This is a genomic window from Hydrogenibacillus sp. N12 (assembly GCF_019645935.1).
Taxonomy (GTDB): Bacteria; Bacillota; Bacilli; order Thermicanales; family DSM-22653; genus Hydrogenibacillus; species Hydrogenibacillus schlegelii.
In genome coordinates, this window is sequence record NZ_CP080953.1 from 2194151 (window position 1) to 2220101 (window position 25951).

23 protein-coding genes are annotated in these 25951 nt (G+C 70.9%); 11 read left to right on the forward strand and 12 right to left on the reverse strand.

The annotated features are described in order from the left end of the window. Nucleotides 1-25: 25 nt before the first annotated feature. On the reverse strand, nucleotides 26-3457 hold the full coding sequence (gene dnaE, locus K2M58_RS10285) for a DNA polymerase III subunit alpha (protein ID WP_220677470.1): 3432 nt from the start codon (nucleotides 3455-3457) through the stop codon (nucleotides 26-28). 86 nt (nucleotides 3458-3543) lie between these two features. On the opposite strand from dnaE, the gene K2M58_RS10290 reads away from it, so the two are divergent. Then, nucleotides 3544-3855 (forward strand): YtrH family sporulation protein, encoded by a 312-nt coding sequence (locus K2M58_RS10290; protein WP_066203492.1) that lies wholly within the window; start codon nucleotides 3544-3546, stop codon nucleotides 3853-3855. A 142-nt stretch (nucleotides 3856-3997) separates the two neighbouring features. Next, the gene (locus K2M58_RS10295) at nucleotides 3998-4480 is read left to right on the forward strand and encodes a sporulation membrane protein YtrI (RefSeq protein ID WP_220677471.1); all 483 of its coding nucleotides are present in this window, start codon (nucleotides 3998-4000) and stop codon (nucleotides 4478-4480) included. 19 nt (nucleotides 4481-4499) lie between these two features. On the opposite strand, the gene K2M58_RS10300 is transcribed toward K2M58_RS10295, so the two are convergent. The 3 genes from K2M58_RS10300 to K2M58_RS10310 form a co-directional block, all read right to left on the reverse strand. Further along, nucleotides 4500-5813 carry a DRTGG domain-containing protein gene (locus tag K2M58_RS10300; RefSeq protein ID WP_220677472.1) on the reverse strand — a complete coding sequence of 438 codons (1314 nt, stop codon included), beginning with the start codon at nucleotides 5811-5813 and terminating at the stop codon, nucleotides 4500-4502. A gap of 19 nt (nucleotides 5814-5832) precedes the next feature. Then, nucleotides 5833-6099: a hypothetical protein gene (locus K2M58_RS10305; RefSeq protein ID WP_220677473.1), complete on the reverse strand. Its 267-nt coding sequence runs from the start codon at nucleotides 6097-6099 to the stop codon at nucleotides 5833-5835. Nucleotides 6100-6228: 129 nt separating this feature from the next. Further along, on the reverse strand, nucleotides 6229-6915 hold the full coding sequence (locus K2M58_RS10310) for a metal-dependent hydrolase (RefSeq protein ID WP_220677474.1): 687 nt from the start codon (nucleotides 6913-6915) through the stop codon (nucleotides 6229-6231). Between the two features lie 186 nt (nucleotides 6916-7101). Here K2M58_RS10310 and K2M58_RS10315 point away from each other — a divergent pair, with 186 nt between their 5' ends. From K2M58_RS10315 to K2M58_RS10340, 6 genes are all read left to right on the forward strand, one after another. After that, complete coding sequence (locus tag K2M58_RS10315) at nucleotides 7102-8730, forward strand: YheC/YheD family protein (RefSeq protein ID WP_220677475.1); 1629 nt, start codon at nucleotides 7102-7104, stop codon at nucleotides 8728-8730. A gap of 155 nt (nucleotides 8731-8885) precedes the next feature. Then, complete coding sequence (locus tag K2M58_RS10320) at nucleotides 8886-9965, forward strand: YheC/YheD family protein (RefSeq protein ID WP_220677476.1); 1080 nt, start codon at nucleotides 8886-8888, stop codon at nucleotides 9963-9965. Nucleotides 9966-9995: 30 nt separating this feature from the next. Continuing rightward, on the forward strand, nucleotides 9996-11363 hold the full coding sequence (locus K2M58_RS10325; RefSeq protein WP_220677477.1) for a YheC/YheD family endospore coat-associated protein: 1368 nt from the start codon (nucleotides 9996-9998) through the stop codon (nucleotides 11361-11363). Continuing rightward, nucleotides 11360-12583 carry a YheC/YheD family endospore coat-associated protein gene (locus K2M58_RS10330; protein ID WP_220677478.1) on the forward strand — a complete coding sequence of 408 codons (1224 nt, stop codon included), beginning with the start codon at nucleotides 11360-11362 and terminating at the stop codon, nucleotides 12581-12583. Before K2M58_RS10325 ends, K2M58_RS10330 begins: the two co-directional genes overlap by 4 nt. Continuing rightward, the gene (locus K2M58_RS10335) at nucleotides 12580-13089 is read left to right on the forward strand and encodes a GNAT family N-acetyltransferase (RefSeq protein WP_220677479.1); all 510 of its coding nucleotides are present in this window, start codon (nucleotides 12580-12582) and stop codon (nucleotides 13087-13089) included. The genes K2M58_RS10330 and K2M58_RS10335 overlap by 4 nt, the downstream gene beginning before the upstream one ends. Beyond that, nucleotides 13068-14162, forward strand: a complete 1095-nt coding sequence (locus K2M58_RS10340; RefSeq protein ID WP_220677480.1) for a YheC/YheD family protein — start codon at nucleotides 13068-13070, stop codon at nucleotides 14160-14162. Before K2M58_RS10335 ends, K2M58_RS10340 begins: the two co-directional genes overlap by 22 nt. On the opposite strand, the gene K2M58_RS10345 is transcribed toward K2M58_RS10340, so the two are convergent. Beyond that, nucleotides 14114-14803, reverse strand: coding sequence for a C40 family peptidase (locus K2M58_RS10345; protein WP_220677481.1), 690 nt, complete (start codon nucleotides 14801-14803; stop codon nucleotides 14114-14116). The genes K2M58_RS10340 and K2M58_RS10345 overlap by 49 nt on opposite strands. 284 nt (nucleotides 14804-15087) lie before the next feature. Here K2M58_RS10345 and proC point away from each other — a divergent pair, with 284 nt between their 5' ends. Both proC and K2M58_RS10355 read left to right on the forward strand, forming a co-directional pair. After that, on the forward strand, nucleotides 15088-16017 hold the full coding sequence (gene proC, locus K2M58_RS10350; RefSeq protein ID WP_220677482.1) for a pyrroline-5-carboxylate reductase: 930 nt from the start codon (nucleotides 15088-15090) through the stop codon (nucleotides 16015-16017). A 57-nt stretch (nucleotides 16018-16074) separates the two neighbouring features. Next, nucleotides 16075-17493, forward strand: coding sequence for a dipeptidase (locus K2M58_RS10355; protein WP_252393462.1), 1419 nt, complete (start codon nucleotides 16075-16077; stop codon nucleotides 17491-17493). Nucleotides 17494-17588: 95 nt separating this feature from the next. Here K2M58_RS10355 and K2M58_RS10360 read toward each other — a convergent pair whose 3' ends face one another. From K2M58_RS10360 to K2M58_RS10375, 4 genes are all read right to left on the reverse strand, one after another. Beyond that, nucleotides 17589-19163 carry a sensor histidine kinase gene (locus tag K2M58_RS10360; RefSeq protein ID WP_220677483.1) on the reverse strand — a complete coding sequence of 525 codons (1575 nt, stop codon included), beginning with the start codon at nucleotides 19161-19163 and terminating at the stop codon, nucleotides 17589-17591. Then, nucleotides 19160-19843 carry a response regulator transcription factor gene (locus K2M58_RS10365; RefSeq protein WP_066203450.1) on the reverse strand — a complete coding sequence of 228 codons (684 nt, stop codon included), beginning with the start codon at nucleotides 19841-19843 and terminating at the stop codon, nucleotides 19160-19162. The genes K2M58_RS10360 and K2M58_RS10365 overlap by 4 nt, the downstream gene beginning before the upstream one ends. Nucleotides 19844-20204: 361 nt before the next feature. Next, nucleotides 20205-21371 carry a S1C family serine protease gene (locus tag K2M58_RS10370; RefSeq protein WP_252393463.1) on the reverse strand — a complete coding sequence of 389 codons (1167 nt, stop codon included), beginning with the start codon at nucleotides 21369-21371 and terminating at the stop codon, nucleotides 20205-20207. A gap of 154 nt (nucleotides 21372-21525) precedes the next feature. Next, nucleotides 21526-22398, reverse strand: coding sequence for an undecaprenyl-diphosphate phosphatase (locus K2M58_RS10375; RefSeq protein WP_220678896.1), 873 nt, complete (start codon nucleotides 22396-22398; stop codon nucleotides 21526-21528). A 179-nt stretch (nucleotides 22399-22577) separates the two neighbouring features. Between K2M58_RS10375 and K2M58_RS10380 the strand changes: the two genes are divergently transcribed. Next, nucleotides 22578-23132, forward strand: a complete 555-nt coding sequence (locus tag K2M58_RS10380; protein WP_220677484.1) for a BclA C-terminal domain-containing protein — start codon at nucleotides 22578-22580, stop codon at nucleotides 23130-23132. 42 nt (nucleotides 23133-23174) lie between these two features. On the opposite strand, the gene thiE is transcribed toward K2M58_RS10380, so the two are convergent. The 3 genes from thiE to thiM all read right to left on the reverse strand — a co-directional run bounded on the left by thiE (nucleotide 23175) and on the right by thiM (nucleotide 25776). Next, nucleotides 23175-23831: a thiamine phosphate synthase gene (thiE, locus tag K2M58_RS10385; protein WP_289628247.1), complete on the reverse strand. Its 657-nt coding sequence runs from the start codon at nucleotides 23829-23831 to the stop codon at nucleotides 23175-23177. Nucleotides 23832-23979: 148 nt separating this feature from the next. Beyond that, a complete protein-coding gene (gene thiD, locus K2M58_RS10390; RefSeq protein ID WP_220677485.1) occupies nucleotides 23980-24846 on the reverse strand; it encodes a bifunctional hydroxymethylpyrimidine kinase/phosphomethylpyrimidine kinase in 867 nt (288 codons plus the stop codon). Between the two features lie 75 nt (nucleotides 24847-24921). After that, entirely contained in the window at nucleotides 24922-25776 is an 855-nt protein-coding gene (thiM, locus tag K2M58_RS10395; protein WP_220677486.1) for a hydroxyethylthiazole kinase, read from the reverse strand. Nucleotides 25777-25951: the final 175 nt, after the last annotated feature.

Consider the following 25951-nt stretch of genomic DNA (forward strand, 5'->3'; position numbering starts at 1 on the left):
CCGGCCGCCACCGGCGACCGGCGCCTTACCGGCGCCCGGCGTCGTCCGGCGCCGGGCGAAGGGCGACGCCGTCCGGGCCGAAGAGGGCCCGGACGGCCTTTAAAAAGGTCAAAGAGGGCGTCACGGCGTACCGCTCGGGGAGCATCCGGACGCCCCGGCGCTCGTCGACGAGGAAAACGGGGCTTTCCCCGGGATGGTCGAGAAGAAGCCGCCGGAGCGCCTCGAGCTTGCCGGTGACGCGATCCGCCTCCCGCACCCGGACGAACACCGCCCGCCGGCCCTCGCCGGCGGCGGCAGACAGGGCGAGGCGCCGCGCGACGTCGTCGAGGGGACGGGCGTCCTCGACGGCAAGCCGGACGGCCTCGCCGTCGTGGAGCACCCTCCCCCGGAAGAGGTAGAGCGCCCCGGGCCGGAGCGCCTCCCGGAGCAACCGGTACGCCTCCGGAAAGACGACGGCCCACAGGCGGGCGGTCAAGTCGTCGAGAAGCAAGGACGCCATCGGTTCGCCGCGGCGGGTCGTCCGGGGCCGGACGGCGACGAGCTCGGCGGCGACGCGGACCCGTTCGTCCGGCCGGTGGGTGGAGAGGGCCGCGAGACGCGTCACCGACGGATGCCGGAGAACGGGCATAAAGCGATGAAGCGGGTGCTCGCCGAGGACGACGCCGAGGACCTCCCGCTCGAGGCGGGCGAGTTCCTCGGGGGAATACGGATCGACCGCCCGGGCGGCCTCGAACGCCTCTTCCGGCGCCCCGTCGTCGGCAAACAGCGCCCCCTGCCCGGCGGTCTCGCGGAGGGCGTCCGCCCGGCGGTACGCTTCATCGAGGCCGGCGAGGAGCTTCGCCCGGTTGGCCCGGCCGCCGGCGAGGGCGTCGAAGGCCCCGGCGACGATGAGGGCCTCGACGACCCGGCGGCTTACGGCCCGGGCATCGACCCGGACGAGGAAGTCGACGAGGGAGCGAAACGGCCCGTCCGCCCGGGCCCGCTCGATCGCCTCCGCCGCCTGCCGGCCGACGTTTTTGACGGGCAGAAGGCCGAAGCGGATCCACGGGCCTTCGACGCGAAAGAGGGCGGCGGAGGCGTTGATGTCCGGCCCGAGGAGCCGGATCCCTGCCCGGCGGGCGGCGTCGAGATAGGCGGCCGTCTTGTCGGCGTCGCCGATGACGCTGTTTAAAAGTTCGGTGTAAAAATACAGCGGATGGTGGGCCTTCAAGTACGCCGTCTGATAGGCGATGAGGGCGTAGGCGACGGCGTGGCTTTTGTTGAAGCCGTAGTCGGCGAAGCGGACGATGAGGTCGTAGACGGCCTCCGCCTCGGCCTTCGGCACCCCCCGCCCGACGGCCCGCTCGACAAACCGCGCCCGCTCTCCTTCGAGGGCGGAGCGGTCTTTTTTCGCCACCGCCCGCCGGAGAAGATCCGCCTCGCCGAGGGTGTAGCCGGCGAGGGCCTCGGCGATCCGCATGATCTGCTCCTGGTAGACGATGACGCCGTACGTCGGCTCGAGGATCGGCCGAAGGGCCGGGTGGGGATAGCGGACCGCCTCCGGGCGGCGCTTCGCCCGAAGGTACGCCGGAATCTGGTCCATCGGGCCCGGCCGGTAAAGGGCGATGGCGGCGACGATGTCGTCGAAGGCGCTCGGCCGAAGCTCGACGAGGAGCCGCCGCATCCCCGGCGACTCCAGCTGAAAGACGCCGTCCGTCTCCCCCCGCGCGAGCATCCGGTACGTCTCCGCATCGTCGAGGGAAAGCGTCCGGAGGTCGATCTCGGCGACGCCGGCGCGGGAGAGCGACCGGACGGTCCGGTCGAGGAGGGAGAGGTTCCGGAGGCCGAGGAAGTCCATCTTGACGAGGCCGAGGCGCTCTAAGTCTTCCATCGGAAACTGCGTCACCGCGCCGCCGGCGCCGGGGAAAAGCGGCACGAGGCCGTCCAGCGGCTCCGGCGCGAGAACGATGCCGGCGGCGTGGGTCGAGACGTGCCGCGGCAGCCCTTCGATCCGGCGGGCGATGTCGAAAAGCCTCCGGATGTCCGGATTTTTTTCCCCTTCCGCCCGGAGGGCCGGATCGTCCCGGAGGGCCGCCTCGAGCGTCGCCCCCGGCTGCGCCGGGATGCGCTTCGCCAGCCGGTCGATGTCCGTCGGCGAAAGGCCGAGCGCCCTTCCGGCGTCCCTGAGGCTCATCCGGGCCGCCATCGTGCCGAACGTGCCGATGCCGGCGACGCGGTCGGCGCCGTATTTTTCCCGGACGTAGGCGAGCACCTCTTCCCGCCGGTCGTCGGCGAAGTCGATGTCGATGTCCGGGAGGCTTTTGCGCTCCGGGTTCAAAAAGCGCTCGAAGAGGAGGTCATACCGGAGGGGATCGACGTCGGTGATGCCGAGGGCGTAGGCGACGAGGCTCCCGGCGGCCGAGCCGCGCCCGGGCCCGACGGCGATCCCCCGGCGCCGGGCGTACGCGACGACGTCGGCGACGATGAGGAAGTAGTCGCTCAACCCCATCCGGACGATGACGTCCAGCTCGTGGTCGAGGCGCGCCCGGGCCGCGGCGGACGGCGCGCCAAAGCGGCGCCGGAGGCCTTCTTCCGCCAGCGTCCGAAGCAGTCCGGCCGCGTCCCGGCCGTCTTCCGGCGGCACGGGAAACCGCGGGAGTTTCGGCGTTCCATCCGGAAGATACGCCGAAAGCCGCTCCGCGAGGCGGACGGCGTTTTGAAGCGCCTCCTTCGGCCAGGCCCGCCGGCCGAAAAACGCCTCCGGCGCGGCGAGGTCGTAGCCCCGGCCGGGAAGCCGCGGCCGAAGCGGGTCGGCGAGCTTCGTCCCGGCGGCGATGGCCAGAAGCACGTCGACGACCGGCGCTTCCGCCTCGTCAAGATACCGGACGTCGTTCGTCGCCACGAGGGGGAGGCCGAGGCGCCGGCCGAGCTCGACGCTGTAGGCGATGAGCTTTTGTTCTTCCGGCGTGCCGTGGTCCGTAAGCTCGAGGTAAAAGCCGTCGGGGCCGAAGACGTTCCGGTACCAGAGGGCCGCCTGGGCCGCCCGGGGGAGGTCGCCCTTCAAGAGAAGCCGGCCAACCTCCCCCTCCGGTCCGCCGCTTAAAGCGACGAGCCCCTCGGCGTGGTCGGCAAGCGCCGCTTTCGTCACGCTCGGCCGGTCGGTTGCCGGATGGAGTTGGGCGAGGGTCGACAGGCGGACGAGGGAGCGGTAGCCCGCTTCGCCGTCGGCGAGAAGGACGACGTGGGCCGTCTCGCCGTCGTCGAGCGCCACCGCAAGCTCCATCCCGAGGATCGGCTTTATGCCGGCCGCCCGGCAGGCGTGGACGAACGGCACCCAGCCGGAGAGGACCCCATGGTCGGTGATGGCGACGGCGCTCATCCCTCGAGCCCGGACGGCTTCCGGGAGCGCCCCGACGCGGACGGTGCTCTGGAGCAGGCTGTATTCCGTGTGGACGTGGAGATGCACAAACGTCGACACCGCGAACTCCCCCCGCGGACGTATGGGCAGGGACCGGCCTGCATACGGATGAAACGACGTCCGGCGCCCGAAAGGAGGCGCGCGCCGTGAGCCGCCTGATCACCGTCTTTTTCATCGCCTTCGGCATCACGCTGGGCGGAAGCCTGTTCGCCGGCCTCGCCGGCGTCCTCACCCGGCAGGCGCCGTTTGAACTGATGAAAGAAGTCGCCGGCGAGCTCAAGCTCTGGGCCGTCATCGCGGCGATCGGCGGGGCGTTCACCGCCCTCCGCGGGATCGAAGAGGGGTTTTTGGGCGGCCAGCCGTCGTCCCTCGTCAAGCAGCTCTTTTACCTCGCCAGCGCCCTCCTCGGCGCCCAGGCCGCCGCCGCCCTCCTCCTCGCCGCCGTCGACCGCCGCTAGCGCGGGCGCGGGCGGACTCGAAGGGGTCCGGGGTGGAGGAAAGCAGCGAGCGAGAGCACGGAACCGGATGGGGACGGCCTCGAAACGGATTCGGAAGCGTCGGAACGGATTTGGAAACGGGTTCGGAAAGGAAGGAGTGGCGGTGCTTTTGCCCCGACGGCCGACGGCGGAGGAGCGGCGCATGCTGACCGCCTTCGTCCTCGGCCTCCTCGTCGGCGCTCTGTTCATGCTCCTCGAAGTCGGCGGTGAGCTGAACCGCCTCACCCTGGAACGGGCCCGGCTGATCACCGAAAACGCCCATCTCGCCGAGCGGCTCGCCAAGGAGGAGGCCGAAAACGGCGCCTGGGATCGGCGGGTGCGGGTCAAGGACGTCGCCATCCGCCTCGAGCCCCTCGAGAGCGCCCGGGTCGAGCAGGCGCTCCGCCGGCACCTCCTCGCCGACGCCCGCTTCCTCATCGGCAAAAGCATCGCCGACGTCGCCGACGCCGGCGACGTCCTCTTCCGGGCGTTCGACCGGCGGGCGGTCGACGTCGACGGCCGGACGTACGTCGTCCGCCTGAAGGGGCTCATCGTCGCGCCGACGCTCGTCCTCTACGTCGCCGTCGAACAAAAAGAAGGGCCGTGACGCCGGAGCACCGGAGCGCTCACCCTTCCCAGAGGTGGGCCCGGACGTACGCCTTGGCGGCCCGCCGGCCTTCGGCCTGGACGTCCGCCTCGAGCTGCACCGTCTTCCGGCCGGCATCGATGAAGGCCACGGCGATGTCGATCCGGCCGTCGATCGAGATCGGCCGGAGGTAGAAGACGTGGGCATCTTCGATTTCGTAGTCGCCGCGGAAGGCCCCTTTGAGGGCCCGGCGGGCCGCCTCGAGGATGAGGTTCGTGAGGACGCCGTTCGAGAGCACGCCGAACCGGTTCGACATCTGCGGCACGATGCGGGCGGAAAACCGGGCTTCGGCCCGGCCGAACGACTCGTCGCTCAGGTGGGCAAACATCAGGTCGTCGAACGTATCGCCGACCTGCGGCTGCTTCTGGAGCGTCTGCATCGCCTTCAGGACGTCCTTTCGCGTGAGGACGCCGACGAGGCGGCGCTCGCCGTCGACGACCGGCATCAGGTGGATCCCGTCCCAGACCATCGCGTGGGCGGAAGCGGCGAGCGTGTAGTGGGGCCGGGCGCACGTCACCTCCGGCCGGACGATCTCCCGAAGGGGCGTCGCCGGATCGCGGCCGATCACATCCCGCGACGAGACGACGCCGTGGACGACGCCGTCAGCGTCGACGACGGGAAAATGATGGTGCCCCGTCTCCTGCGACAGGCGCATGACCGCCCCCGCGTCGTCCGAAAGCGACACGTAGATCGTCCGATCCCGGGGGATCATCACGTCTTCGACCCGCAGGATCTCTTTTTTGATCAGATTGTCGTAGATCGCCCGGTTGATCATCGACGCGACGGTGAACGTGTCGTACGAGCACGAGATGAGGGGGAGCTTGAGCTCGTCCGCGAGCCGCTTCGTCTGCTCCTTGGCGTCAAAACCGCCGGTGATGAGCACCGCCGCCCCGGCGAGCAGGGCCATCCGGTGCGCCTCGTCGCGGTTGCCGACGATGAGCAAGTTCCCCGGCTCGACGTATTTCATCATGTCGTCGAGCTTCATCGCGCCGATGACGAATTTGTTGAGCCGCTTGTGCAGCCCTTCCCGGCCGCCCAGGACGACGCCGTCGACGATGGAGACGACCTCGGCGAAGGTGAGCATCTCCATCGTCTCGCGGCGCTTTTTTTCGATGCGGATCGTCCCGACCCGTTCGATCGTGCTGACCAGGCCGAGGGACTCCGCCTCTTTGATCGCCCGGTAGGCCGTCCCCTCGCTCACGCCGAGGGCTCGAGCGACCTGCCGGACGGAGATTTTTTCCCCGACCGGCAGGTCTTCAATGTACTTTAAAATCTGCACGTGCTTGGTCGCCATCGCTGCCTCCGCCGCTTCGTCATCCCCCCGACCGGCGGACGCCGGCGGGGGCCGGCCGCCGCTTCATCGCCGCGCGGGCGGCCTTGAGGCGGGCCCGGGCTTCCCGGACGGCAGCGTCCCGGCGGACGGCAACGAAGTGGCCGCCGAGGGCCAAAAGTGCCACCGCCAGCCAGAGCACGGCAAACCCCCGACCCCGGGGAGTCGCCTGCCAGATGCCGGAAAACCCGGCCCACGCGAGGATGAGGAGCCCGACGAACGCCCCTTTGACCGTCGTCCACGTTCGCACCGCCGCTTCCTCCTTTCCGACGCGGGAAAAGACGGCGGACCGGCGCCAGGGAAGACGCCGGGCCGCCTTTCGCCAGCGTATGCCGGCGGCGGCGCGGATAGGACGGGCCAAAATTCGGACAGGCCAAATTTACAAGGTGATTTGCTCGCCCGGACGGAGGGCCCGCCCTTCAATCCCCCGTTCGGCGAGGAGCCGGATGAAGGCGTCCGCATCCTGCCGGATGACGGGGAAGGTGTTGTAGTGGATCGGGACGACGAGCGGCTTGCCGAGCCATTCGGCGGCGACGACCGCCTCCGTCGGGCCCATCGTGAAGTTGTCGCCGATCGGCAAAAAGGCGACATCCGGCCGGTACAGCTCGCCGAGGAGTTTCATGTCGCCGAAAAGCGCCGTGTCGCCGGCGTGGTAGAGCGTCTTCCCTTCGGCTTCGACGATGAGCCCTGCCGGCATACCGGCATACACCGGACGGCCGTCCGGCCCCTCGACCGACGAGCTGTGAAACGCCGGCACCAGGCGGACGGTGCCGAACGGAAAGCGGTGCGCGCCGCCCAGGTTCATCGGATGAATCTCGACGCCTTGGGCGCCGAAGAGGCTCGCCAGCTCGTACGTCGCCACGACGGTCGCGCCGCGCTTTTTCGCCAGCGCCAGGACGTCGGCGGTATGGTCGCTGTGGCCGTGGGTGAGGAGGATGTAGTCGGCTTCGGCTGCCTCGACGGCGACGTCCGCCAGCGGGTTGCCCGTGAGGAAGGGGTCGATCCACACCCGGGTGGCGCCGATGACGAGCTCCACCGTCGCATGGCCGTGGTAACGGATTTCCATCGGGGAGACCTCCTTTTTGAGCAGGCGGGAGGGCGGGAGGCCCTCGCTGCCGACGCTCCGAATGAGGGCCGGCCTTACGGCTATTGTACCGGAACCGACGCCCCCCCGTAAACCGATCGACCGCCGGCACCGGCCCACCGGCCGGTGCATACGATGCCAAGGCGATGACAGGAAGTGGGGATGCCGGTGGACCGTCTGCGCGCACGCGTGCTCGTCGACCCTGCCCTGCCCTCCGGCTTTGCCTGCCTCGTCCTGCCCGGAGGTGCCCGAAGGCGCCCCGGCCCGCCGGCCGCCGAACCGCCGAAGGCGCTCGCCATCGGCGGCACCCTGCCGATCCCCGTCACCTGCCTCGGCCAAGAAACCGCCCCTTCCCCGGCCGGCGAACCCGAGGAGGCGGCCGCCCTCCGGCTCGCCCCGGCGGTGGCGGAAGCGTTGGCGTGGACCGAGCCGTCGATCCTGACCCTCGCCCGTTCGGGCTCCCTCCTTTTCGCCGGCCCGGTCGTCGCCGTCGTCACCGACGGCCGGACGCGGCCGGAAGACGACCCTCGGGCCCCCTTTTTCGTCGAGCTCGCCCGGGCGGCCCAGGCGGTCGGCGCCTTCGTCTATCTGACGGAGCCGGACGCCCTCGACCCCGGCGCGCCGGCCGCGTCCGGCTGGGCGCTCACCCCCGCCGGGTGGCGCTACGGCCGGCGGCCGCCGCCCAACGCCATCGTGCCGCGCCTTCGCTCGCGCCGGGCGGAGCGGGCGGTGGCCGACCGCTGGACGGCGGCGTGGCGGGCGCGGGGCGCGATCGTGTTTCACACCCGGTTTTTGAGCAAATGGGCCGTCTACGAAGCGCTTTCCGATACCCCTCTCAGCCGCCATCTGCCGCCGACGGCGCTCCTCAGGCCGGAAGCCGGCGGTTTTCCGCTTTCAGGCGCCCCTGGGGCCGCGGAAGCGGGGCCGCCGGACGCCGGCGAAGAGGTCGCCGGCGGCGATTCCGAAAGCGGCGAGGCGGCCGGCGGCGTGGCCGTATCCGGCGTTCCCGTCGGCGTTTCGCCCGACCAAGGGGACGCCGAAGGCGATCCGGCCGGCGCGAAACCCGGGGGGCCCCGTGCCGCGGCGGAAACGCCTCCGTCGGACATCGGCGGGCCCGGGGGGGCTTTTGCCGGGGAAGCGCCCGCCGCCGGGCGCCCGGCCGTGGCGTGGTTTGTCAAACCGGAATACGGTTCCGAAGGGCGGGGCATCTGGCGCCTCGAGCGGCGGGGAGACGAAGCGATCGCCTTTTCCGCCCGCTCCCCTCTTCTCGGCGTCCGCGTTCCGCCGGCCGCCCTGACCCGTTTCCTCCGGCGCCGGAAGGGAGAGCGGCGGTACGTCATCCAGCCGGATCTCCGGCTGGCCCGCCTCGACGGTCGACCGGTCGATTTTCGCCTCCTCGTCGTGCAGGAGGCGCCGGGAACGTTTCGGGTCGTTTCGGCGGTCGCCCGCCTCGGACCGCCCGGCCATTTCCTGACCAACCTGGCGCAGGCGGGCATCCTCCTGCCGGCGGCCGAGGCCTTACGGCGCCTGGCGGAAGGCCAGCCGGTGCCCGCCCTTTCGGCGATGAAGCGCCTCGCCCGGGAGGCGGCCCGGTGGCTTCAGCGACGAACGGCGGAGGCCGGACCTTTGCTCGAGCTCGGCGTCGACATCGGCCTCGATGCCGCCGGGCGTCTCTGGATCATCGAGGTGAACGCCAAGCCGTCTAAACGCGGCCCGGGCGGCGGCGGCATCCGGCCGAGCGCCCGCGCCCTGGCCCGGGCGTTCGTCCGCTGGTGGACGCCCGCCGGACCGCCCTAAGACCGGAGCGCCCGGCGCGGCGAAACGCCGGCGCCGACCGCGACCGGGGCCCGTCCCCGAGTGGGCCGGGCGCTTCCCGGGATGACCGCGGACGATCGATCGATTTCCGGCGGCCGGGCGCCGGAACCGACGTCGAAAGGAGGCGGTCGGCGGCCATGCGCTTCTTCTTTCTGTACACGCCTTGTCCCGACGCCGGTCCGGCGGGGATCGCCGAGCCGCGCTACGCCGCGGCGGTCCTCGCGGCGGCCCGGAAGCTGGGCCTTAAGGCGGAACGCCTCGCCGGGCCGGACGTCTTCCGGCAGCTTTCGGAGCTTCGGGGCGCCCTCGTCTACGACCGGACCGGACCGTGTCCCGGCGGCCGGCGGGGAGACGGCCGGCGCCTTCGGGCGGCGCTCGCGGCCGCCGGCGCCTTCGTCATCGGTCGGCCGCTTCCGGACAAATGGGGCCAGTACGTCCGGCTTAACCGCCATCCCGCCCTCCGGCCGCACCTTCCGGCCCAGCGGCGCCTCGACGCTCCGGAAGACGTCTTCGCCCTCGGCGTTCCGGAGGTCGTCGTCAAGCCCCGCGCCGGCGCCTTCGGCGCCGGCGTCGTCGCCCTCCGGCTTGTGCCCCCTTACCGGGCGCGAGGGCGGGACGGTCGGCTCCGGCCGGTCGTTCGGACCTTTTCCGACCGGGCGGCGCTTTTTGCGTTTCTTGCGCCGTCCCTCGGGCGGGCGATCGTCCAGGAGCGGCTTTCGCTGACCGACGCCGGCGGCGAGCCGTTTGACCTCCGCCTCCTCGTTCAGTGGGAGACCGCCGGCGGCGGGGAGCGGATCCGCGTCGACGACTACGTCCGCCTCGGCCGGCCGGGGGACGTGGCGTCGAACCTCAAGCTGGGCGGCGCGGCGCTTCCCCCGGACGCCGCTGCCCGGCGCCTCGGGCGGCCGGAGCTCCTTTCCTTGCGGCCGGCCCTCACCCGCCTCGCCCGGGCGGTCGCCGATGTCTTTTCCGGCGATCCGGGCCGGATCGAGCTCGGCCTCGACGTCGGCCTCGATCGGGAAGGGCGCCTCTGGCTGCTCGAGGTAAACGGCAAGCCCGGGCGGGCGGGCCTCCTTCAGGCGTACGGCCCCGCCCGATATGAGAAAGCCGCCGAGGCGCTTCTCCGGACGGCCCTCGTCCGGTTCGCCCGGAGCGCCGGCCGCCCGCCGGAGGACGGCGAGGCCCGGCCCACGCCGCCCGATGAGCCTATGGGATGATCTTGCAGCAAGAAAGAAGGCGATCGCTCGATGCCCCAGGACTCAGCGCCGTTCGGTCCCTTCGTCGTCCGCCCGGCGGCCGGTCCGGACCTCTGGCTCGCCCTTCCGCCGGCCGCCCTCCCCGACGGCACGGAACGGACGGTCGTCGTCCGCTTCGGCCACGCCGCCGCCGTCGCCGAACTGAAACGCCTTCGCGGCCCCGGCGCCCGCCGGGTCGTGGCGGCGAGCCCGGACCTCCTCGGCACCCTCGGCCTCTGGCCGGGCGCCCGGCTGTTCGCCCTCCGGGACGGCGGCACCCTGCGCTTCGGGCCGCTCATCGGCATCGCCACCGCCGGACCGGCGCGACGAAAGCGGGCCCTCCTCGAAGCCTTCGCCCGCCTTCGGCCGGACGTCCCGTTTGCCGTCTTCGATCTCCGGGACGTCGACTGGGCGCGGCTTCGGGTCCCGGCCCTCGTCTGGACCGAACGCGGACCCCGGCCGGCGGCGGTGCCGCTTCCGGACGTCGTCTACAACAAAATCCCCTCCCGCCGCCTGGAGCAAAAGCTCGAACGGGAAGGGATCATCGACCGCTGGTATGCCTTGAGCCGGGCACCGATCGTCAACGCCTCGTACTTTCACAAATGGGACGTCTATCTCGACCTCATCGCCTACCCGGAAATCCGCCCGAACCTCCCGGAGACGATTCTCGCCCCGGATGAAGCCGACGTCGCCGATCTCCTCGCCCGACACCGACGGGTCTACCTGAAACCCGCCGAAGGGGCCAAAGGGCGCGGCATCATCCGCCTCGACCGCGACGGGCCGGAGATCGTCGCCCGGTTTTACCTCGGCGGGCGGCCCCGCCTTCGGCGGGTGACGTCGCTCCGGCGCTTTTTGCGACAGGCCTTTCCCCCCGGGCGGCTTCGATCGTATATCGCCCAGCAGGGCATCCCCCTCATCGCCGAAGGCGGCCGGCCGGTCGACTTCCGGCTGCACCTCGCCAAAGGCGAAGACGGCCGCTGGCATCCGATCGTGCTGGCGGCCAAGGTCGCCGGGGAAGCCGGCGTCACGACCCACCTCGCGTACGGCGGCCGGCTGGACGACGCCGGAGCGGTCCTCGGCCGGCACTTCGGCGAGCAGGCCGTGGGCTTAAGGCTGGCCCTCCTTCAGTTCGGCCGCGCCGTCGCGGAAAAGCTGGAGCACGCCACCGGACAGCCGCTCATCGAACTCGGCCTCGATCTCGGCGTCGACGAAGACGGCCGCCTGTGGCTGTTTGAGGCGAACGCCAAACCCGGCCAGGCGGCCTTCGGCCGCGACCGGCACCTCGTTCGCCTCCGGCGGCTCAAGCTCATCGCCGCCCTCATCCGACTGGCCGGCTTTCCCGCCGGCGCTTCGGGGGAGAAAAAGGAGGGACCCGCGTGAAGCCGGCACTCACCGTCGGCATCCTCACGGCGGCGCCGTCCGGCGCCCGAGCGTTTCGCTCCGGCGGCCGCTACAGGCGGCTGGCCCGGCACGGGCTTCAGGAAAACATCTTCGTGTACGCCGTCCTTCCGGAATGGATCGACGTCGATCGGCGGACCTATCAGGCGGTGCCGCTCTTTTTGGACGGCGACCCCAAGCGGGTCACCCTCTCCGCCTTCGACGTCATCTACAACCGCCTGCCGACGCCGGAGCTCGAAGCCAAACACCGGCGGCTTTTGGCGGAACTTTCGGTCCTCACCGGCGGCGCCGTGTTCAATCCGCGCTTCATCGATAAATGGACCCAGTACGTCCGCTTCGCCCCGCTCCGGCCGCGCCTTCACCTGCCCCATACGGAACGCCTCACGGCGCCGGAAGACGTCCGGCGCTGGATCGGCGGGCCGTTTTACGTCAAGCCCGTCTCCGGCCGGATGGGCGACGGCGTCGCCTTCGTCCGGGAAGACGGCGGAACGTTTTGGGTCGTCGGGACAAAGACCCGCCGGCGCTATGCCGACGCCGGCGCGCTGGCCCAAGCCCTCTTTCAAGAAGCCCGGCGGCGGCCGATGCTCCTTCAGCGGGCCGTCCGGCGGGTGTTCCTCGATGGGGCCGCCGTCGACCTCCGGGTGCTCGTGCAAAAAAGATCCGGCGGGCGCTTCCGCCTCACCGGCATCGGCGCCCGCGTCGGCCGGCCCGGCGCCCCGACGACCCACGTTCCCCGGGGCGGTCGGATCGCTCCCGTTCGGCCGCTTCTCGAAACGCTCTTTTCTCCGGCGGAGGCGGCCCGGATTGTGGAGCGAACGCGTTTTCAGGCGCTCATCGCCGCCGAAGCCCTCGATCGGACGTTCGGTCTCCGCCTCGGCGAGCTTTCGTTCGACTTCGCATTGGCGGAGGACGGCGAGCCGTGGCTGCTCGAAGCCAACGCGAAGCCGATGGCGTTTGACGAAACGGCGATCGAGCGCCGGTGGCGGACGGCGTTTTTTGACACGGTGCGGCACTTTGCGGCTGCCGGCCGGGCCCATCGCCCGGGCGGCGGGCCGAGAGGGCCGGGAGGCGGCGGCCCCCGCGCTTCGGCCGGAAGCGGGCGCCGGCCGAATGGCGCCGAGGCGGACGCCGCGGCCAGGGGCGACGGCCGCCCGCCGGAGGGGCCGGTCAAAACCGTCCCGCCCGGGGAGGCGCGACCGTGATCCGCCTTCGCCGCCTCGCGCCGCCCGACGTCCTTCGCCGGCGCCGGGCGCTCCTTCGCTTCATCCGCCGGCACGGCGAGCGGCGGATCACCGCCGCCGCCCTCCGCCGGATCGCCCGGACCGCTCCGGAAGCCTGGCTCGCCCCCGGCACTGCCGTCTACGTGGCCCTCGAGCCCCGGCCCGGCGAAGGCTCCGGCGGGCGGCTGATCGGCGTCCTGGCCGCCTTGGACTACGGCCTCGCGGCCTCCCTTCTCGTCGTGCACCGAAGCCGCCGGAACCGGGGCCTCGGCCGAGCGCTCCTCGCCGCTGCCTTACGGGATCTCGGAAAACTCTACGGTCGGATCCGCGCCGACAACGGCCCGAGCCTCGCCGCCGCCCGGGCCGCCGGCCTTACGCCCCTGTTGGTCTCCCCGCCGGCGGCCGACGACCTCCCCCCGACGGTGATCGTCGGCGGCGGCCGGGTCGATCCGGAGGAGGCCCGACGATGTGCCATCTCGGTTTTCTGACCTTGCGCCGGGCCCGGGACGAGGCCGGCGGCCTTGTTCCGACGCCGCCCGGCCCTCCGATCCCCCCGGCCGACGCGGCCCCCTCGGCCCTGGCGTCGCTCGCCTTTGCCCGGCGCCTCGCGGACTTCGGCCGGCCGTTCGGCATCGCCGTCGTCGCCTTTACCCCGGACGATCTCCGTCCCGACGGCACGGTCCGCGCCGTCCTCTTTTCCGGGCGATCCGTTCGCCGGGCGACGATCCCGATGCCGGAGGCGGTGTACGACTTCGTCCGGACCCAACCGACCGATGCCTTCCGGCGCTACCTCGCCGCCCGCAAGGCGGGCCGCTGGCCGAGTCCGTCCCGCGGCGGGAGCGAAAAGTGGCGCCTCGATCGCATCCTCCGGGCCTCGCCGCTTGCGCCGCATCTTCCGGAGACGATCCTCTGGACGGGGGACGCCGAGGCGAGAGCGTCGGCCGAGGCGCTCCTCGCCGGCGGCGACGTCGTCATCAAACCCCGCGCCGGGACCGGCGGCCGGGGCGTCGTCCGCATCCCCCGCGACACCCCGCCTTCGGCGCTCCGCCGGGCGCTCGGGGCCCTTCCGCCGGGGAGGCATCTTCTCCAGCGCTACATCCCCCACGCCGTCGGAGACCGCGTCTACGACGTCCGGGTGCTCGTCCAAAAAACGCCCGACGGCGTCTTCCGGCCGACGGGCGCCGGCGTGCGGACCAACGACCGCCGCCGGTTCGTCACCAACCTCGCCTGGGGCGGCCGGGCCCTTCCCCTGAACGCCTATCTCCTTCGGGTGCGGCGGTTTTCCGCCGCCCGCGCCGAAACGCTTCAGGGCGACCTCTTCCGTCTCGCCACCGCGGCGGCCGAAGCGCTGGAAGCCGGCCTCGGCCCCCTCGTCGAAGTGGGGCTGGACGTCGTCATCGACCCGGAGGGCCGCCTTTTCATCGTCGAGGCGAACACGAAGCCGGGGCGGGAGCTTTTCCGCCTCCTGGGCGACCGGGCGGCGTACCGGCTGAGCCACCTCCGGCCGCTGTTTTACCTCTGCGCCTGGGCGCGAAACACGGCGTCGATCCGGCGGGCGTAGAGGAAAGCGTCTTTCCAGTAGCCGCTCGTAAGCGACGAGATCTGCACGCCGCGGCCGCCGGCCGGCGAGGCGTGGATGAAGCGACCCCGGCCGATGTACAGGCCGACGTGGTTCATCTTGCGGTCCTTGCGCGTCGTGAAAAAGACGAGGTCGCCGATCAAAAGCTGCGATTTGGCCACCGGCCGGCCGAATGCCGCCTGCTTCGCCGTCGTCCGCGGGATGGCGATGCCGACGTCGGCGTAGGCCCGCTGCACAAACGCGCTGCAGTCAAACGCGCCGCTCCCGTCGCGGTCGTACGTCGCGCCGAAGCGGTACGGCACGCCGAGGTACGCCTGCGCCTTCTCCGCGAGGACGAACCGGAGCGGCACCGCCGCCGGGGCGGCGGCCGCGGCGGACGGTGTGGCGGCCCCGGCGGACGGCGCGGCCGGAACGGACGAAGCGGCGGTTCCGGCAGACGGCGCGGCCGGGGCGGCCGAAGCGCCGGAAGGCCTGTCCGCCATAGCGCCGGCCGTCCCCGCCGGCGCGGCGGCCGCAGGGGACGGGAACGCGCCGAAGAGGGCGGCGAGGGCGACGATTCCCCCGAAGGCGAAGACGGCGATCGCCCGCACCGCCCGGGCGGTGCGGGCAGGTCCGATGGACATGCGCTCCCTCCCGTCCGAGGTTTTTTTGACCGCTGCCGGCTCGAGGATACCAGAAAAGAAGCCGGCCGGACCTGGAAAAGGTTGTCAATCCGGACGGGGCCGGCAGACTCTCCCTAAGAACGGCCTCGGCAGCCGGCGGCGTCGAAAAACGGTGGTGGACCGGCGGCGGTGGAAGAGGCCGGCAAAAAGCCTCCGAGAAAGGCGCCGGCGAAGGACGGCGGCGAAAGGCTTTGGCAAAATAGGCGGGAACCGTTAAAATGTGAAAAAAGAAAGGAGGACCCCCTGTGCGGACCGAGCCGACCGATGCCGAGACTGCCGGGGCCCATTCGCCCCTCATCTTTCTCGGCGCCGGCGCCGTGAGCGAAGCGCTCGTCGCCGGACTCCTGGCTGCCGGCGCCGATCCGACCGCGATCTACGTCACGAACCGCGCCGACGACGGGCGGCTGGAACACTTCCGCCGGCGGTTCGGCGTCCACGCCGGGCGGGACACCGCCGCCTTTCCAGCGGGGCTCGTCGTGCTTGCGGTCAAGCCTGCCGACGCCGCCGAAGCCCTACGGGAACACCGGACCCTCTTCGCCCGGGCGCCCCTCGCCGTTTCCGTCGCCGCCGGCATCCCCCTCGCGGCGCTCCGCTCGGCCCTGGGGCCGACCCCGCCCCTCGCCCGGGCGATGACGAACACCTCCGTCGTCGTCCGGAAGGCCGTCACCGCGATCAGCTTTGAGGCCGGCGTCCCGCCGGCGTGGCGCCGGGCGGCCGTCCGCCTGTTTGAGGCCGTCGGCACCGTCGTCGAAGTCGACGAGCCGGCCCTCGACGCCGTCACCGCCCTCGCCGGAAGCGGCCCGGCGTACGTCTACTACCTCCTCGAAGCGATGACGGCCGCCGGGGCGGCCGTCGGCCTTTCGCCGGAGCTTTCGGCCCGCCTCGCCCGGGAGACGGTGATCGGCGCCGGCGCGATGCTGGCGGCGGTTCCGGAAGCGCCGGAGGGGTTGCGAAAAAAGATCATGTCGCCCGGCGGGACGACGGAAGCGGCGATCGACGTCTTAGACGCCGGCGGGTTTTTCCGGCTCGTCGAGGCGGCGATCGAAGCCGCCGACCGGCGGGCCAAAGCCCTCGGGGAACGGTTTCGGGCGGCGTTTTACGCCCGGGGCGCCGAACCGTCCGCGCCCGGGGCGCCGGTCGAGCCGGGGGCGGCGCTCGACCGGCGAAACGTCTGATCGGAGGCGGGAAGGACGCGCCCCGACCTGAACGCTTTCGCCGAAAGGAGTCCGAACATGCCCACCCCACCGCTGAACGCCGTCCTGGAAGCCGTCCGCCGGGAACGGGACGCCATCCTGGACGGGCTCTTCCGGTTTCTCGCCCTGCCGAGCGTAAGCGCCCTTTCCGCGCACAAAGCCGACGTCGGCCGGACGGCGGCCTTTCTCGCCGACGCCCTCCGGGAGGCCGGCTTTGCCGACGCCCGGGTGGAGCCGACGGCGGGACACCCGCTCGTCGTCGCCTCGTCCGTCGTCGACCCGCTTCTTCCGACGGTCCTCTTCTACGGCCACTACGACGTCCAGCCGGTCGACCCGGAAGACCGCTGGACGACGCCGCCGTTTGCCCCGGCGATCCGGGACGGCCGGATCTACGCCCGCGGCGCAAGCGACGACAAAGGCCCGGTCTGGATGCACCTTGCCGTCTTCCGGGCGTACCGGGACGCCTGGGGGCGGCTGCCGCTCAACGTCAAGGTCCTCATCGAAGGCGAAGAAGAGATCGGAAGCCCCCACCTCGAGCCGTACCTCGCGGCTCACCGGCATGAACTCGCCGCCGACGCCGTCCTCATCTCCGACACGACGATGCTCGGGCCGGATCGACCGGCGATCACCGTCGGCCTTCGCGGGCTGGCCGCCCTCGAAGTCCGGGTCCGGGGGCCAAAAAGCGACCTCCACTCCGGCCTCTACGGCGGCATCGTCCACAATCCGCTGCAGGCCCTCGTCCGCCTGCTCGCGACGCTCCACGACGCCGACGGCCGGGTCGCCGTGCCGGGCTTTTACGACGACGTCCGGCCGCTTCCCCCGTCCGAACGGGCGGAGATCGCCGCCGTGGCGCCGACGGCGGACGCTCTCCGGGCGGAGCTCGGCGTTCCGGCCCTGTTCGGCGAAGCGGGCTTTACGCCCCTCGAGCGGAACTGGGCCCGGCCGACGCTGGAACTGAACGGCCTCTTCGGCGGTTTTCAGGGCGAAGGGATCAAAACCGTCATCCCCGCCGAAGCCGGCGCCAAGCTGAGCGCCCGCCTCGTCCCCGACCAGGACCCGGAGCGGATCCTCGACCTCGTCGAAGACCACCTCCGGCGCCACGCGCCGCCGGGCGTCGTCCTCGACCTCCGCCGCTTCGATACCGGCCGGCCGTACCTCGCCCCGGCGGACCACCCGGCGATTCGGGCAGCGGCGCGGGCCCTCGAGGCGGCCTTCGGCCGGCCGGCGGCGTTCGTCCGGATGGGCGGCTCCATCCCGATCGTCGAACCCTTCCGGCGGCACCTCGGCGCGCCGATCGTCCTCATGGGCTTCGGCCTGGCGACGGACAACATCCACGCCCCCGACGAACATTTCGACCTGGCGATTTTCGACCGGGGGCTTGAGGCGATCGTCCGAGCCTACGCCGAGCTCGCCGACGCCCTGGCCCCGGCGGCGGGGCAAAGCGGGGCCGACCGATAAGGACGGAGGCGGAAAAAGGCGCCCCGGCTTCACCCCGGTTTGCGCCGGGGGCGGGCCGGCGACGCTTCCGGGGTCGGGGGCGATCGGTGCGCGTCTTACGCCGGATCGCGCCGGTGCCGCCCGGGCGGCCCCTTCGGCGCCGTCTCCGACGGCGCCTCCGGCGGCGGGCCCGCTTCGTCGAGCGGCAGCATGAGCGTCACCGCCGTCCCCTGCCCCGGGGCGCTCTCGATCGTTACGTCGCCGCCGTGGGCCCGGGCGACCGCCCGGACGATGGCAAGGCCGAGCCCCGTCCCCGGCCGGTCGAGGGCGTTTTTTCCCCGGTAAAACCGCTCGAAGACGTGCGGGATGTCGTCCGGCGAGATGCCGATGCCCGTATCTTCCACCCGAAAAACGAGTCGCCCGCCGGCCGCCCGGCAGACGATCCGCACCCGGCCCCGGTCGGTGTACTTGAGCGCGTTTTCGAGGAGGAGCTCCACCGCCGACGCCAGGGCGTCCGGACGCCCGCGAAGCCGGCCCGCCGCCCCCTCGGATTCCGGCGGGAGGAGCCCGTCCGCCGTCCGCGCCGACGCTTCGGCCTCCGCCCTGGGGGCCGTCCCGGCCGCCGGGCAGTCGAATTCCACCGCCACGGCGGGCTTTCCGGCGCCGTAGCGGCGCCGGAGGCGCTCGATGAGGGCGGCGAGCCACGGACCGACCGCGAAGGGCTCCATCGCCTCCCGGCGGTCGGCGTCGGCCCGGGCGAGGGCGAGAAGCCGCTCGGCGAGGGCGATCATCCGCTCCACATCGTCCCGAAGATCGCGCACGACGTCCCGGACGTCCGAAACGGGCGTCCCCGCCGCGAGCATCCGCTCAAGGAGCTCCAGATTGCCCCGCATCGCCGTAAGGGGCGTCCGAAGCTCGTGGGATGCGTCGGCGACAAAGCGCTGCTGCGCCTTGAGGGCCGCCGCCAGCGCTTCGTACGCCGCCTCCAGCCGCCCGAGCATGGCGTTCAGCTGATCGATGAGCCGCCCGAGCTCCGCCGGCGCCCCGCCCTTCGGCACTCGGCGACTTAAGTCCCGGCCGCTTTCGATGTCGGCGACCGTCGCCACGAGGGCCTCCAGCGGGCGGAGTTCCCGGCGGATCACCGCCGACGTCACCAGCGCCGCGAGGGCGACCAAAAACACCAAGCTCCCGCCGAGCACCAGCCGGAGGTTGGCGAGCGTCCGCTCGAGGGGGTCGAGCGTGCTGGCGACGACGAGGACCCCCACCGCCTGTCCCCGGGCGACGAGGGGCGCCGCCAGCAGGCGAACCCGGTGCCCCCGGACGGCGGCGGTCGCCGTCACCGTCCGCCCGGCCAGGGCCGCCTCAAACGCCGGCGCCGGAAGCGGGAGCCGGACGCCCTGAAGCGCCGACGAACGGGCGACGACCCGGCCGTCGGGGCTTAAAATTTCCAGCAACGTGTTGGGAAAAGTAAAAACGTCGACGTCCGGCAGGACGACTTCCTGCCACGGGAAAAAGAGCGGCTCTTCGATTCGGACCGACCGGAGGACCTCGGCCGCCGTCCGCCGGAGGCCGTCGTCGACCGCCGCCTCCTCCCGGGCGGAGAAAAACAAGTACAGCCCGCCGCCGACGGCGGCAAAAAGCGCTGCCAGCGAAAGCGACAGCGCGAGCACGAGCCGCCCCCGGAGCGTCATCGCCCGTCCTCCCGAAGCACGTATCCGACCCCTCGGACGGTGTGGATGAGCCGCGGCCGGCCGCCCTCTTCGAGCTTCTGCCGGAGCTGGGCGACGTACACCTCGACGGCGTTCGGCCCGGTGTCCGCCTCCGGGCCCCACAGGCGGGCGAGAATCGCCTCTTTGGCGAGCACCTGCTCCGGATGCTCGAGAAAATAGACGAGGAGCTCGAACGCCTTGCCCGTGACCGGAATCGGCCGGCCGCCCCGACTCGCCTTCCGGGCGCCGAGATCGACCTCGACGTCGGCGTAGCGGAGCACCCCGCCTTTCGCCAGCACCGCCCGGCGCCGAAGCTGCGCCCGGAGCCGGGCGAGGAGCTCCGACAGGTGAAACGGCTTCGGCACATAGTCGTCGGCGCCGAGATCGAGCCCCCGGACGCGCGATTCGACGTCGTCCCGAGCGGTGAGCATGAGGATCGGCACCGCCGGATCGCTCCGGCGGAACGCTTCCAGGAGCCGAAATCCGTCGCCGTCCGGCAGCCGGACGTCGAGGAGGATCGCGTCGAAGCCGCCGCGGGCAAACGCCGCCCGGGCCGCCTCGGCGCCGTCGGCCGCCGTGACATCGTATCCTTCATACCGGAGCGCCCGAAGGAGCATCGCGCGAATGTTCGGATCGTCGTCGACGACAAGCACCGTCGCCATCGTCCTCCCCTTTCCGTGCCTGCGCGCCGAAGGAAGCCGGCCGAGCGGCCGACGCCCGATCCGCCGCCCTCCCTGAAGCGCTTCTTCTCCCCTCGCTTCCCATTGTACCGGCGGCATCGGGCGCCCGCACGTTTCACTCGCCGAAAAAGCGACCTTCGTCCGCTTCGCGCTTCGACCCCCGCCACGTCGCCCGTCGACGCGCGGCGACGGAGCGTGCCGGGGTCCCGGCCCGGCCGGCGACCGGCGGCCGAAAGAAGCGTTTCCGCCGTTTCCGCCCAAAAAAGCGCGTGTTTGCGCAAAAGAAGAAGCGCCCGACCGGAGGAAGGGGCCGGGCGCTTTTTTTTTGGGGTTTTTGGGGCCATCACTGATACGTCTTCTCGCCGATCCGGACCGAGATCGGGACGAGCTCGCCGCCGCGGTTCACGAGAAGCTTTTTCACCTCGCCGACTTTCGCCTGCTGGATCAGGTCGACGAGCGTCTGGGCGTCGGCGACGTCTTTGCCGTCGAACTGGACGATCACATCGCCGGGCCGAAGGCCCGCCTTCTGAGCGGGGCTTCCGTCAAACACCTGCGACACGAGCGCCCCCTTCGTCGACCGCGGCAGGCCGAGGTAGTCGGCGATGTCCGGCGTGAAATCCTGCACGCCGATCCCGACCCACGGCCGGGAGACCTTCCCCTTCGTGAGGAGGTCATTCAGCACTTCCCTCACCGAATTGCTCGGGACGGCAAAGCCGATCCCCTGCCCCTGGGCGCTCACGGCGGTGTTGATGCCGATGACCTCGCCGCTCAGGTTGAGCAGCGGGCCGCCGCTGTTTCCGGGGTTGATCGACGCGTCGGTCTGGAGGAGGTTTTTAAACTGCTTTCCCTCGACCGTAAGCGGCCGCCCCTTCGCCGAGAGCACCCCGACCGTCACCGTATGATCCAGGCCGAAGGGGTTTCCGATCGCCACCACCCAGTCGCCGACGTCCATCTTGTCCGAATCCCCGAGGGGAAGGTACGGAAACGGGCCCTTTCCGTCCACCTTCAGCACCGCGAGGTCGAGTTCCGGATCCCGGCCGACGACATGGGCCGTAAGCGGCGTCTTCCGGTCGGACATGTAGACCTTGATCTCGCTCGCCTTGTCGATGACGTGGTTGTTCGTGAGAATCGTCCCGTCTTCCGAGATGAAAAAGCCGGACCCGATCGACCCGCTCGGCTGGTTCGGCACCGGCACGCTAAACGGAAACGGACCGAAGAACAACATCTCGTCCGTCGACCCGCCCCGGGCGGGGATCTTCGTCTCGATGCGCACCACCGCCGGCCCCGCCTTTTTCACCATCTCGGCGATGAGGCTGTGGCCTTTGTCGGTCGACTCCGGAAGAAGGGCCGCCTTCCCTTCCACGGTGCCGGCGGCGGCCGCCTTCCCGTCGATCGGCGACGCCCCGGCCGATGGAAGCGGCGAGCCGACTTTCCCGAGCCAAAACCCGCTTGCAAAGAGCACGCCGGCCAAAAACGCCAGCACGACCGCCTTGCCGCTCATGCGTTTCATCGGCCCCACCCCTCCGCGTTCCGAGATCTTCGACATCCGTCCACTTTCAATTGAAGCGAAGGAAGCTGAAGCCCGGCTGAAGAAAATGTGACAGATCGGTGAACGACCGGGCGAAAAAAGCGCTTGCCGGCGGTCGGCCGAAGGTGCCGGCCGCCTACATCCGGCGGGCCAACACCCCCCACAACATCGCCACCAGGAGCAGGCGGTAGACGACGAAAGGCCCGAGGCCGTAGCGGCCAAGGAGCCTTAAAAACGTCACCACCGCCAGCATCGCCGTGACGAACGCCGTGCCGAAGCCGGCGAAGAGCACGCCCCAGTCCTCCGGCCGGATGATCGACCAGCTTTTGACGAGGTCGAGGCCGACGGCGCCGAACATGACCGGCACGGCGACGAGAAAGGAAAACTCCGCCGCCGCCGCCCGGGATGCCCCGGCGAGAATCCCGCCGCTGATCGTCGCCCCGGACCGGGAAAAGCCGGGGTAGAGGGCGAGCGTCTGAAAGAGACCGATCCAGAGCGCCTGAGCGTACGTGAGCTCGTCGACCGTCCGGGCCGTCGGTCCGGCGCTTCCCGGCCTCCGCCGCGTGTCGGCGTTCGCTTCCGTCCCTCGCGGCATGCCGGCGGTCGCCTCTCCCCTCCGGGCCACCCATTCCGCCGCCGCCATCAAGAGCGCCCCCGCGAAGAGGCCGTAGACGACCGTCTGCGGCGAAAACAGACGGCTTTTGATAAAGTCGTGCAGCAAAAAGCCGACGACGGCCGCCGGCAACACGCCGAGGGCGAGGTGGACGATGTTGAGCCGGCGGGCCCGAAGGTCCGGCACGGTCAAAAAACCGACAAACCGCCGGAAATACAGCACGACGATGGCAAAGATCGCCCCCAGCTGAATAAAAATGTCAAACGTCTTGGCCAATTCTCCGGTAAACCCGAGCCAGTGCCCAACGAGGATGAGGTGCCCCGTGGACGAAATCGGCAAAAACTCGGTGAGTCCTTCGAGCGCCCCGAGCAGCACGGCCACCCCGAATTCCGACATCCACCCGAGCTCCTCTCTATCCGGCTCCTCCGGCCGGTCCATCCCGGCCGCTCCCCGCATCGGCGGGCCCACCGCTTATCCGCCGTCGTGCGGATGGGGCGCCCGCCTTGTTCCTTTGCCGCGGCGTCCGGCTCCCCTCGGACATACCGTATCCGCAGGCGGCGAAAGGAGGTGACTTCATGCGTTGCCATAAAAAGATAGTCGTCCCGACCAAGAAAACCGGGGGACTGAAGATCATCATCCATCCCACGTGCCAGCCGACGGTGACCTGTCAGTGCCCGCAGCCGCAGGAACCCCCGCCGCCGGAAAACGGAGGCGGAGCGCCCGCCCTCCTCGGATTTCTCAGCCGCACCAACGTCGGCGGGCTCCTCAACATCGGCGTCAACGAACCGGTGTCCTTCAACACGCCCGGTGTCCAGGTCGGCGACGACATCGTCGTCCTGAACGACACGACGTTTTCGCTTCAGCGCCCCGGCTTCTATGTCGTGCAATTTTACCTGTACACCGTTGCCGCCACCTTGCTCGGCACGGTCAAAGTCCAGTTCAGCGGGACCGCCGCGCCGAACCCGAACGACGTCCCCTTCAGCCTCCTTCTGGCCGGCGTCAACTTGAGCGGCGCCGTCGCCTTTGAGGCCAAGACGCCGGGAACACTGCAGCTTGTACAGACCGGTCTCGGCCTCAGCCTGAGCACCAGCGGCACGAACGCCGTCATCCTCATCCGGCGGATCGCCTAAGCCGCCTGCGGGCGTCGGTTTTTGCCGGTCCGGAGCCCGGCGTCAGCCGCCGCGCGGACCGAGCCCCGCTTCCGCCGCCCGGGTGATCGCCCGGGCGGCCTTTTTCGGCTCGTCGGCCCGGGCGACCGCCGAGATGTACGCCACGCCGTCGGCGCCGTGCCGCATGACGCCTTCCGCGTTCTCCGGCGTGATGCCGCCGATGGCCACGATCGGAAGCGCGATGCCCGCCTCCCGAAGGCGCGCCACGTGCTCCGGCCCGACCGGCGGCTTCCCCGGCTTCGTCTGCGTCGGAAAGATCGGCCCGGCGCCGATGTAATCCGCGCCCGCCGCCTCCGCCCGCTTGGCCTGTTCCAAGGTGGTCGTGGAGACCCCGATGAGGAGTTTCGTCCCCACCCTTTGTCTCACGCGCTCGATCGGCTCGTCCTCCTGCCCGATATGCACCCCGTCCGCCTCGACCTCGAGGGCCAGATCCGGATCGTCGTCGACGAAAAACAGCACCCCGTGCCGCCGGGCCACCGCCCTGAGGCGCCGCGCAAGGGCGAGTCGCTCCTCGCCGGTGAGCGCCCCGGGTCCCTTTTCCCGGAACTGGTACGCGGTGATGCCTCCTTCGATCGCCTGCTCCAGGAGCCAGACCGGATCGTACTTCGTATCCGGCGTGCCGAAAATGAAATAACTGAGCAGGGCTTTTCGGTCCAACACGATCTTCCCTCCTCCGGACTCGCCCCTCCGTCTTCCGCGCTCCCTTTCCCGCACGCCCTCATCTTACCACGCGAACGCCCGCCGGAGAACCGCCGGACGCCGCGGCGGCCCCGGCTGCCAAATGCCTATGTTTTGTCAAAGAGGGCGATTACTGAACGTCTTCCCACTCGACCTCCGGGGCCGCCTCCGCCGAAAGCGTCGCCGCCGGCCGGAGGGCGCCGTACGCCCAGTGGTTCGTCGGTCCGTGCCCCGACCCGAGCGGAAGCGCCGAGCGGATGGCCGCGTCGATGAACCGCTCGGCGGTGAAGACCGCCTGAAACACGTCCGCCCCCTTCGCCAGCTCGGCCGCGATCGCCGCCGAAAAGGTACAGCCCGTGCCGTGGGTGTTTTTCGTCGCCGTCCGCTTTTTCTTAAAGACGACCGCCCGCGCCCCGTCGAAAAAGACGTCCTCCACGACGGGGCCTTCTTCATGCCCGCCTTTGATGACGACGTGCCGCGCGCCGCGGGAATAAAGCGCCTCCGCCGCCCGAAGCTTGTCCGCCCGCGTGCGGATCGCCCGTCCGGTGAGCCGCTCCGCTTCCGGAAGGTTCGGCGTGACGACGAGGGCGAGAGGCAGGATCGCATCGAGATACGCCTGCACCGCCTCGTCCTGTAAAAGCGGCGCGCCGCCCTTGGCGACCATCACCGGATCGACGACGAGCCGTTCGATCCGGTGCTTTCGTACGCGCTCGGCGACGGCCTCGATGATGGCGCGGGAAAACAGCATCCCCGTCTTCGCCGCGTCGACCCCGAGGTCGTCCGCCACGGCGTCGATCTGCGCCGCCACCGCCTCCGGCGAAAGGGGATAGACGCCGGTGACGTCCCGCGTGTTCTGGGCCGTCACCGCCGTGATGGCGCTCATGCCGAAGACGCCGAGGGCAAAAAACGTCTTCAAATCCGCCTGGATGCCGGCGCCGCCGCCGGAGTCCGACCCGGCGATCGTCAGCGCCCGCGCCACCGGCGTTCCCGAACGCATCGCCGATCCCTCCCGTCCCGTTCCGGATCTCGCATAGACGCCGCCTCGCCGAGCGCCGAAAGAGAAATGCCGGCCTTACGCGCTCCCGCCGCCTTCGGCCGCCATCTCCTCCGCCTCCCGGACGCGGGCCCGCGCCGCGAGCGCCCCTTCATCGAGCCCGTCGAGGGCGTCGAGGAGGGCGATGCCGTAACGTCCGCTTCGCACCGGGCCTAAAGCCGCAAGGCGCTCCCGGGCGATCTCCCCCGCCACGCCGAAGGCGACGAGGGCATCGGCCGCCGCCCGGAACGCCTCTTGTTCCACCGCGGCAAACGCCGCCACGATCGCCCCGAGGAGGCAGCCGCTTCCCGTCACCCGGGCCATGAGCGGATCGCCGTTGGCGACGATGAGCGTCCTTCGGCCGTCGGTGACGACATCTTCCGGCCCCGTGGCGGCGACGACCGTCCCGAAGCGCTCCGCCGCCGCCCGGGCGACGGCCACCGCCACCTCCGTCGGCACCGCCTCCGCATCGACCCCTTTGATCGGAAGCGGCCGGCCGATGAGATTTGCCACCTCGGCGACGTTGCCCCGGATGACGGCAAACCGCCCGGCGGAAAGAAGCCGCTCAACGGCTTCGGTGCGAAACGCCGTCGCGCCGACCCCAACCGGATCGAGGACCGCCGGCACGCCGGCGGCGTTCGCCGCCCGGAGCGCTGCTTCCATCGCCCGAAGCGTCCGATCGGTGACCGTCCCGAGGTTAATCAGAAGCCCGGCGGCCATCGCCACCATCTCGCCCGCTTCCTCCGGCGCGTCGGCCATCACCGGCGAGGCGCCAAGGGCGAGAAGGCCGTTTGCCGTAAAATTTTGTGCGACCGTGTTGGTGATGGCATGAATGAGCGGGCGGCGGTCCCGGATCGCCCGAAGCGCCGCGCCGGCCCGGGAAGCGTCGAACATCGGATCGAACCTCCTGCTGCTCGAGAACCTCGCCCAAGAATCTCCCGATTGCTGATTGCTGATCGCTGATTGCTGATCGCTGATTGCTGATCACCGCTCGCCGCTCATCCCCCTGCGCGGCCGACGGCCTTGCGCAGCTCAGATCAGCGATCCTACCCGCAAGCGGCCGGTGGGC

Coding starts and splice junctions, on each gene's coding strand:
- K2M58_RS10300 (WP_220677472.1), bottom strand. CDS start 5,813: ATGGCGACCAAGCACGTGCAGATTTTAAAGTACATTGAAGACCTGCCG.
- K2M58_RS10310 (WP_220677474.1), bottom strand. CDS start 6,915: ATGGAAATCCGTTACCACGGCCATGCGACGGTGGAGCTCGTCATCGGC.
- K2M58_RS10320 (WP_220677476.1), top strand. CDS start 8,886: ATGCGCTTCTTCTTTCTGTACACGCCTTGTCCCGACGCCGGTCCGGCG.
- K2M58_RS10325 (WP_220677477.1), top strand. CDS start 9,996: ATGCCCCAGGACTCAGCGCCGTTCGGTCCCTTCGTCGTCCGCCCGGCG.
- K2M58_RS10340 (WP_220677480.1), top strand. CDS start 13,068: ATGTGCCATCTCGGTTTTCTGACCTTGCGCCGGGCCCGGGACGAGGCC.
- K2M58_RS10345 (WP_220677481.1), bottom strand. CDS start 14,803: ATGTCCATCGGACCTGCCCGCACCGCCCGGGCGGTGCGGGCGATCGCC.
- K2M58_RS10355 (WP_252393462.1), top strand. CDS start 16,075: ATGCCCACCCCACCGCTGAACGCCGTCCTGGAAGCCGTCCGCCGGGAA.
- K2M58_RS10360 (WP_220677483.1), bottom strand. CDS start 19,163: ATGACGCTCCGGGGGCGGCTCGTGCTCGCGCTGTCGCTTTCGCTGGCA.
- K2M58_RS10365 (WP_066203450.1), bottom strand. CDS start 19,843: ATGGCGACGGTGCTTGTCGTCGACGACGATCCGAACATTCGCGCGATG.
- K2M58_RS10370 (WP_252393463.1), bottom strand. CDS start 21,371: ATGAAACGCATGAGCGGCAAGGCGGTCGTGCTGGCGTTTTTGGCCGGC.
- K2M58_RS10375 (WP_220678896.1), bottom strand. CDS start 22,398: ATGTCGGAATTCGGGGTGGCCGTGCTGCTCGGGGCGCTCGAAGGACTC.
- K2M58_RS10380 (WP_220677484.1), top strand. CDS start 22,578: ATGCGTTGCCATAAAAAGATAGTCGTCCCGACCAAGAAAACCGGGGGA.
- thiD (WP_220677485.1), bottom strand. CDS start 24,846: ATGCGTTCGGGAACGCCGGTGGCGCGGGCGCTGACGATCGCCGGGTCG.
- thiM (WP_220677486.1), bottom strand. CDS start 25,776: ATGTTCGACGCTTCCCGGGCCGGCGCGGCGCTTCGGGCGATCCGGGAC.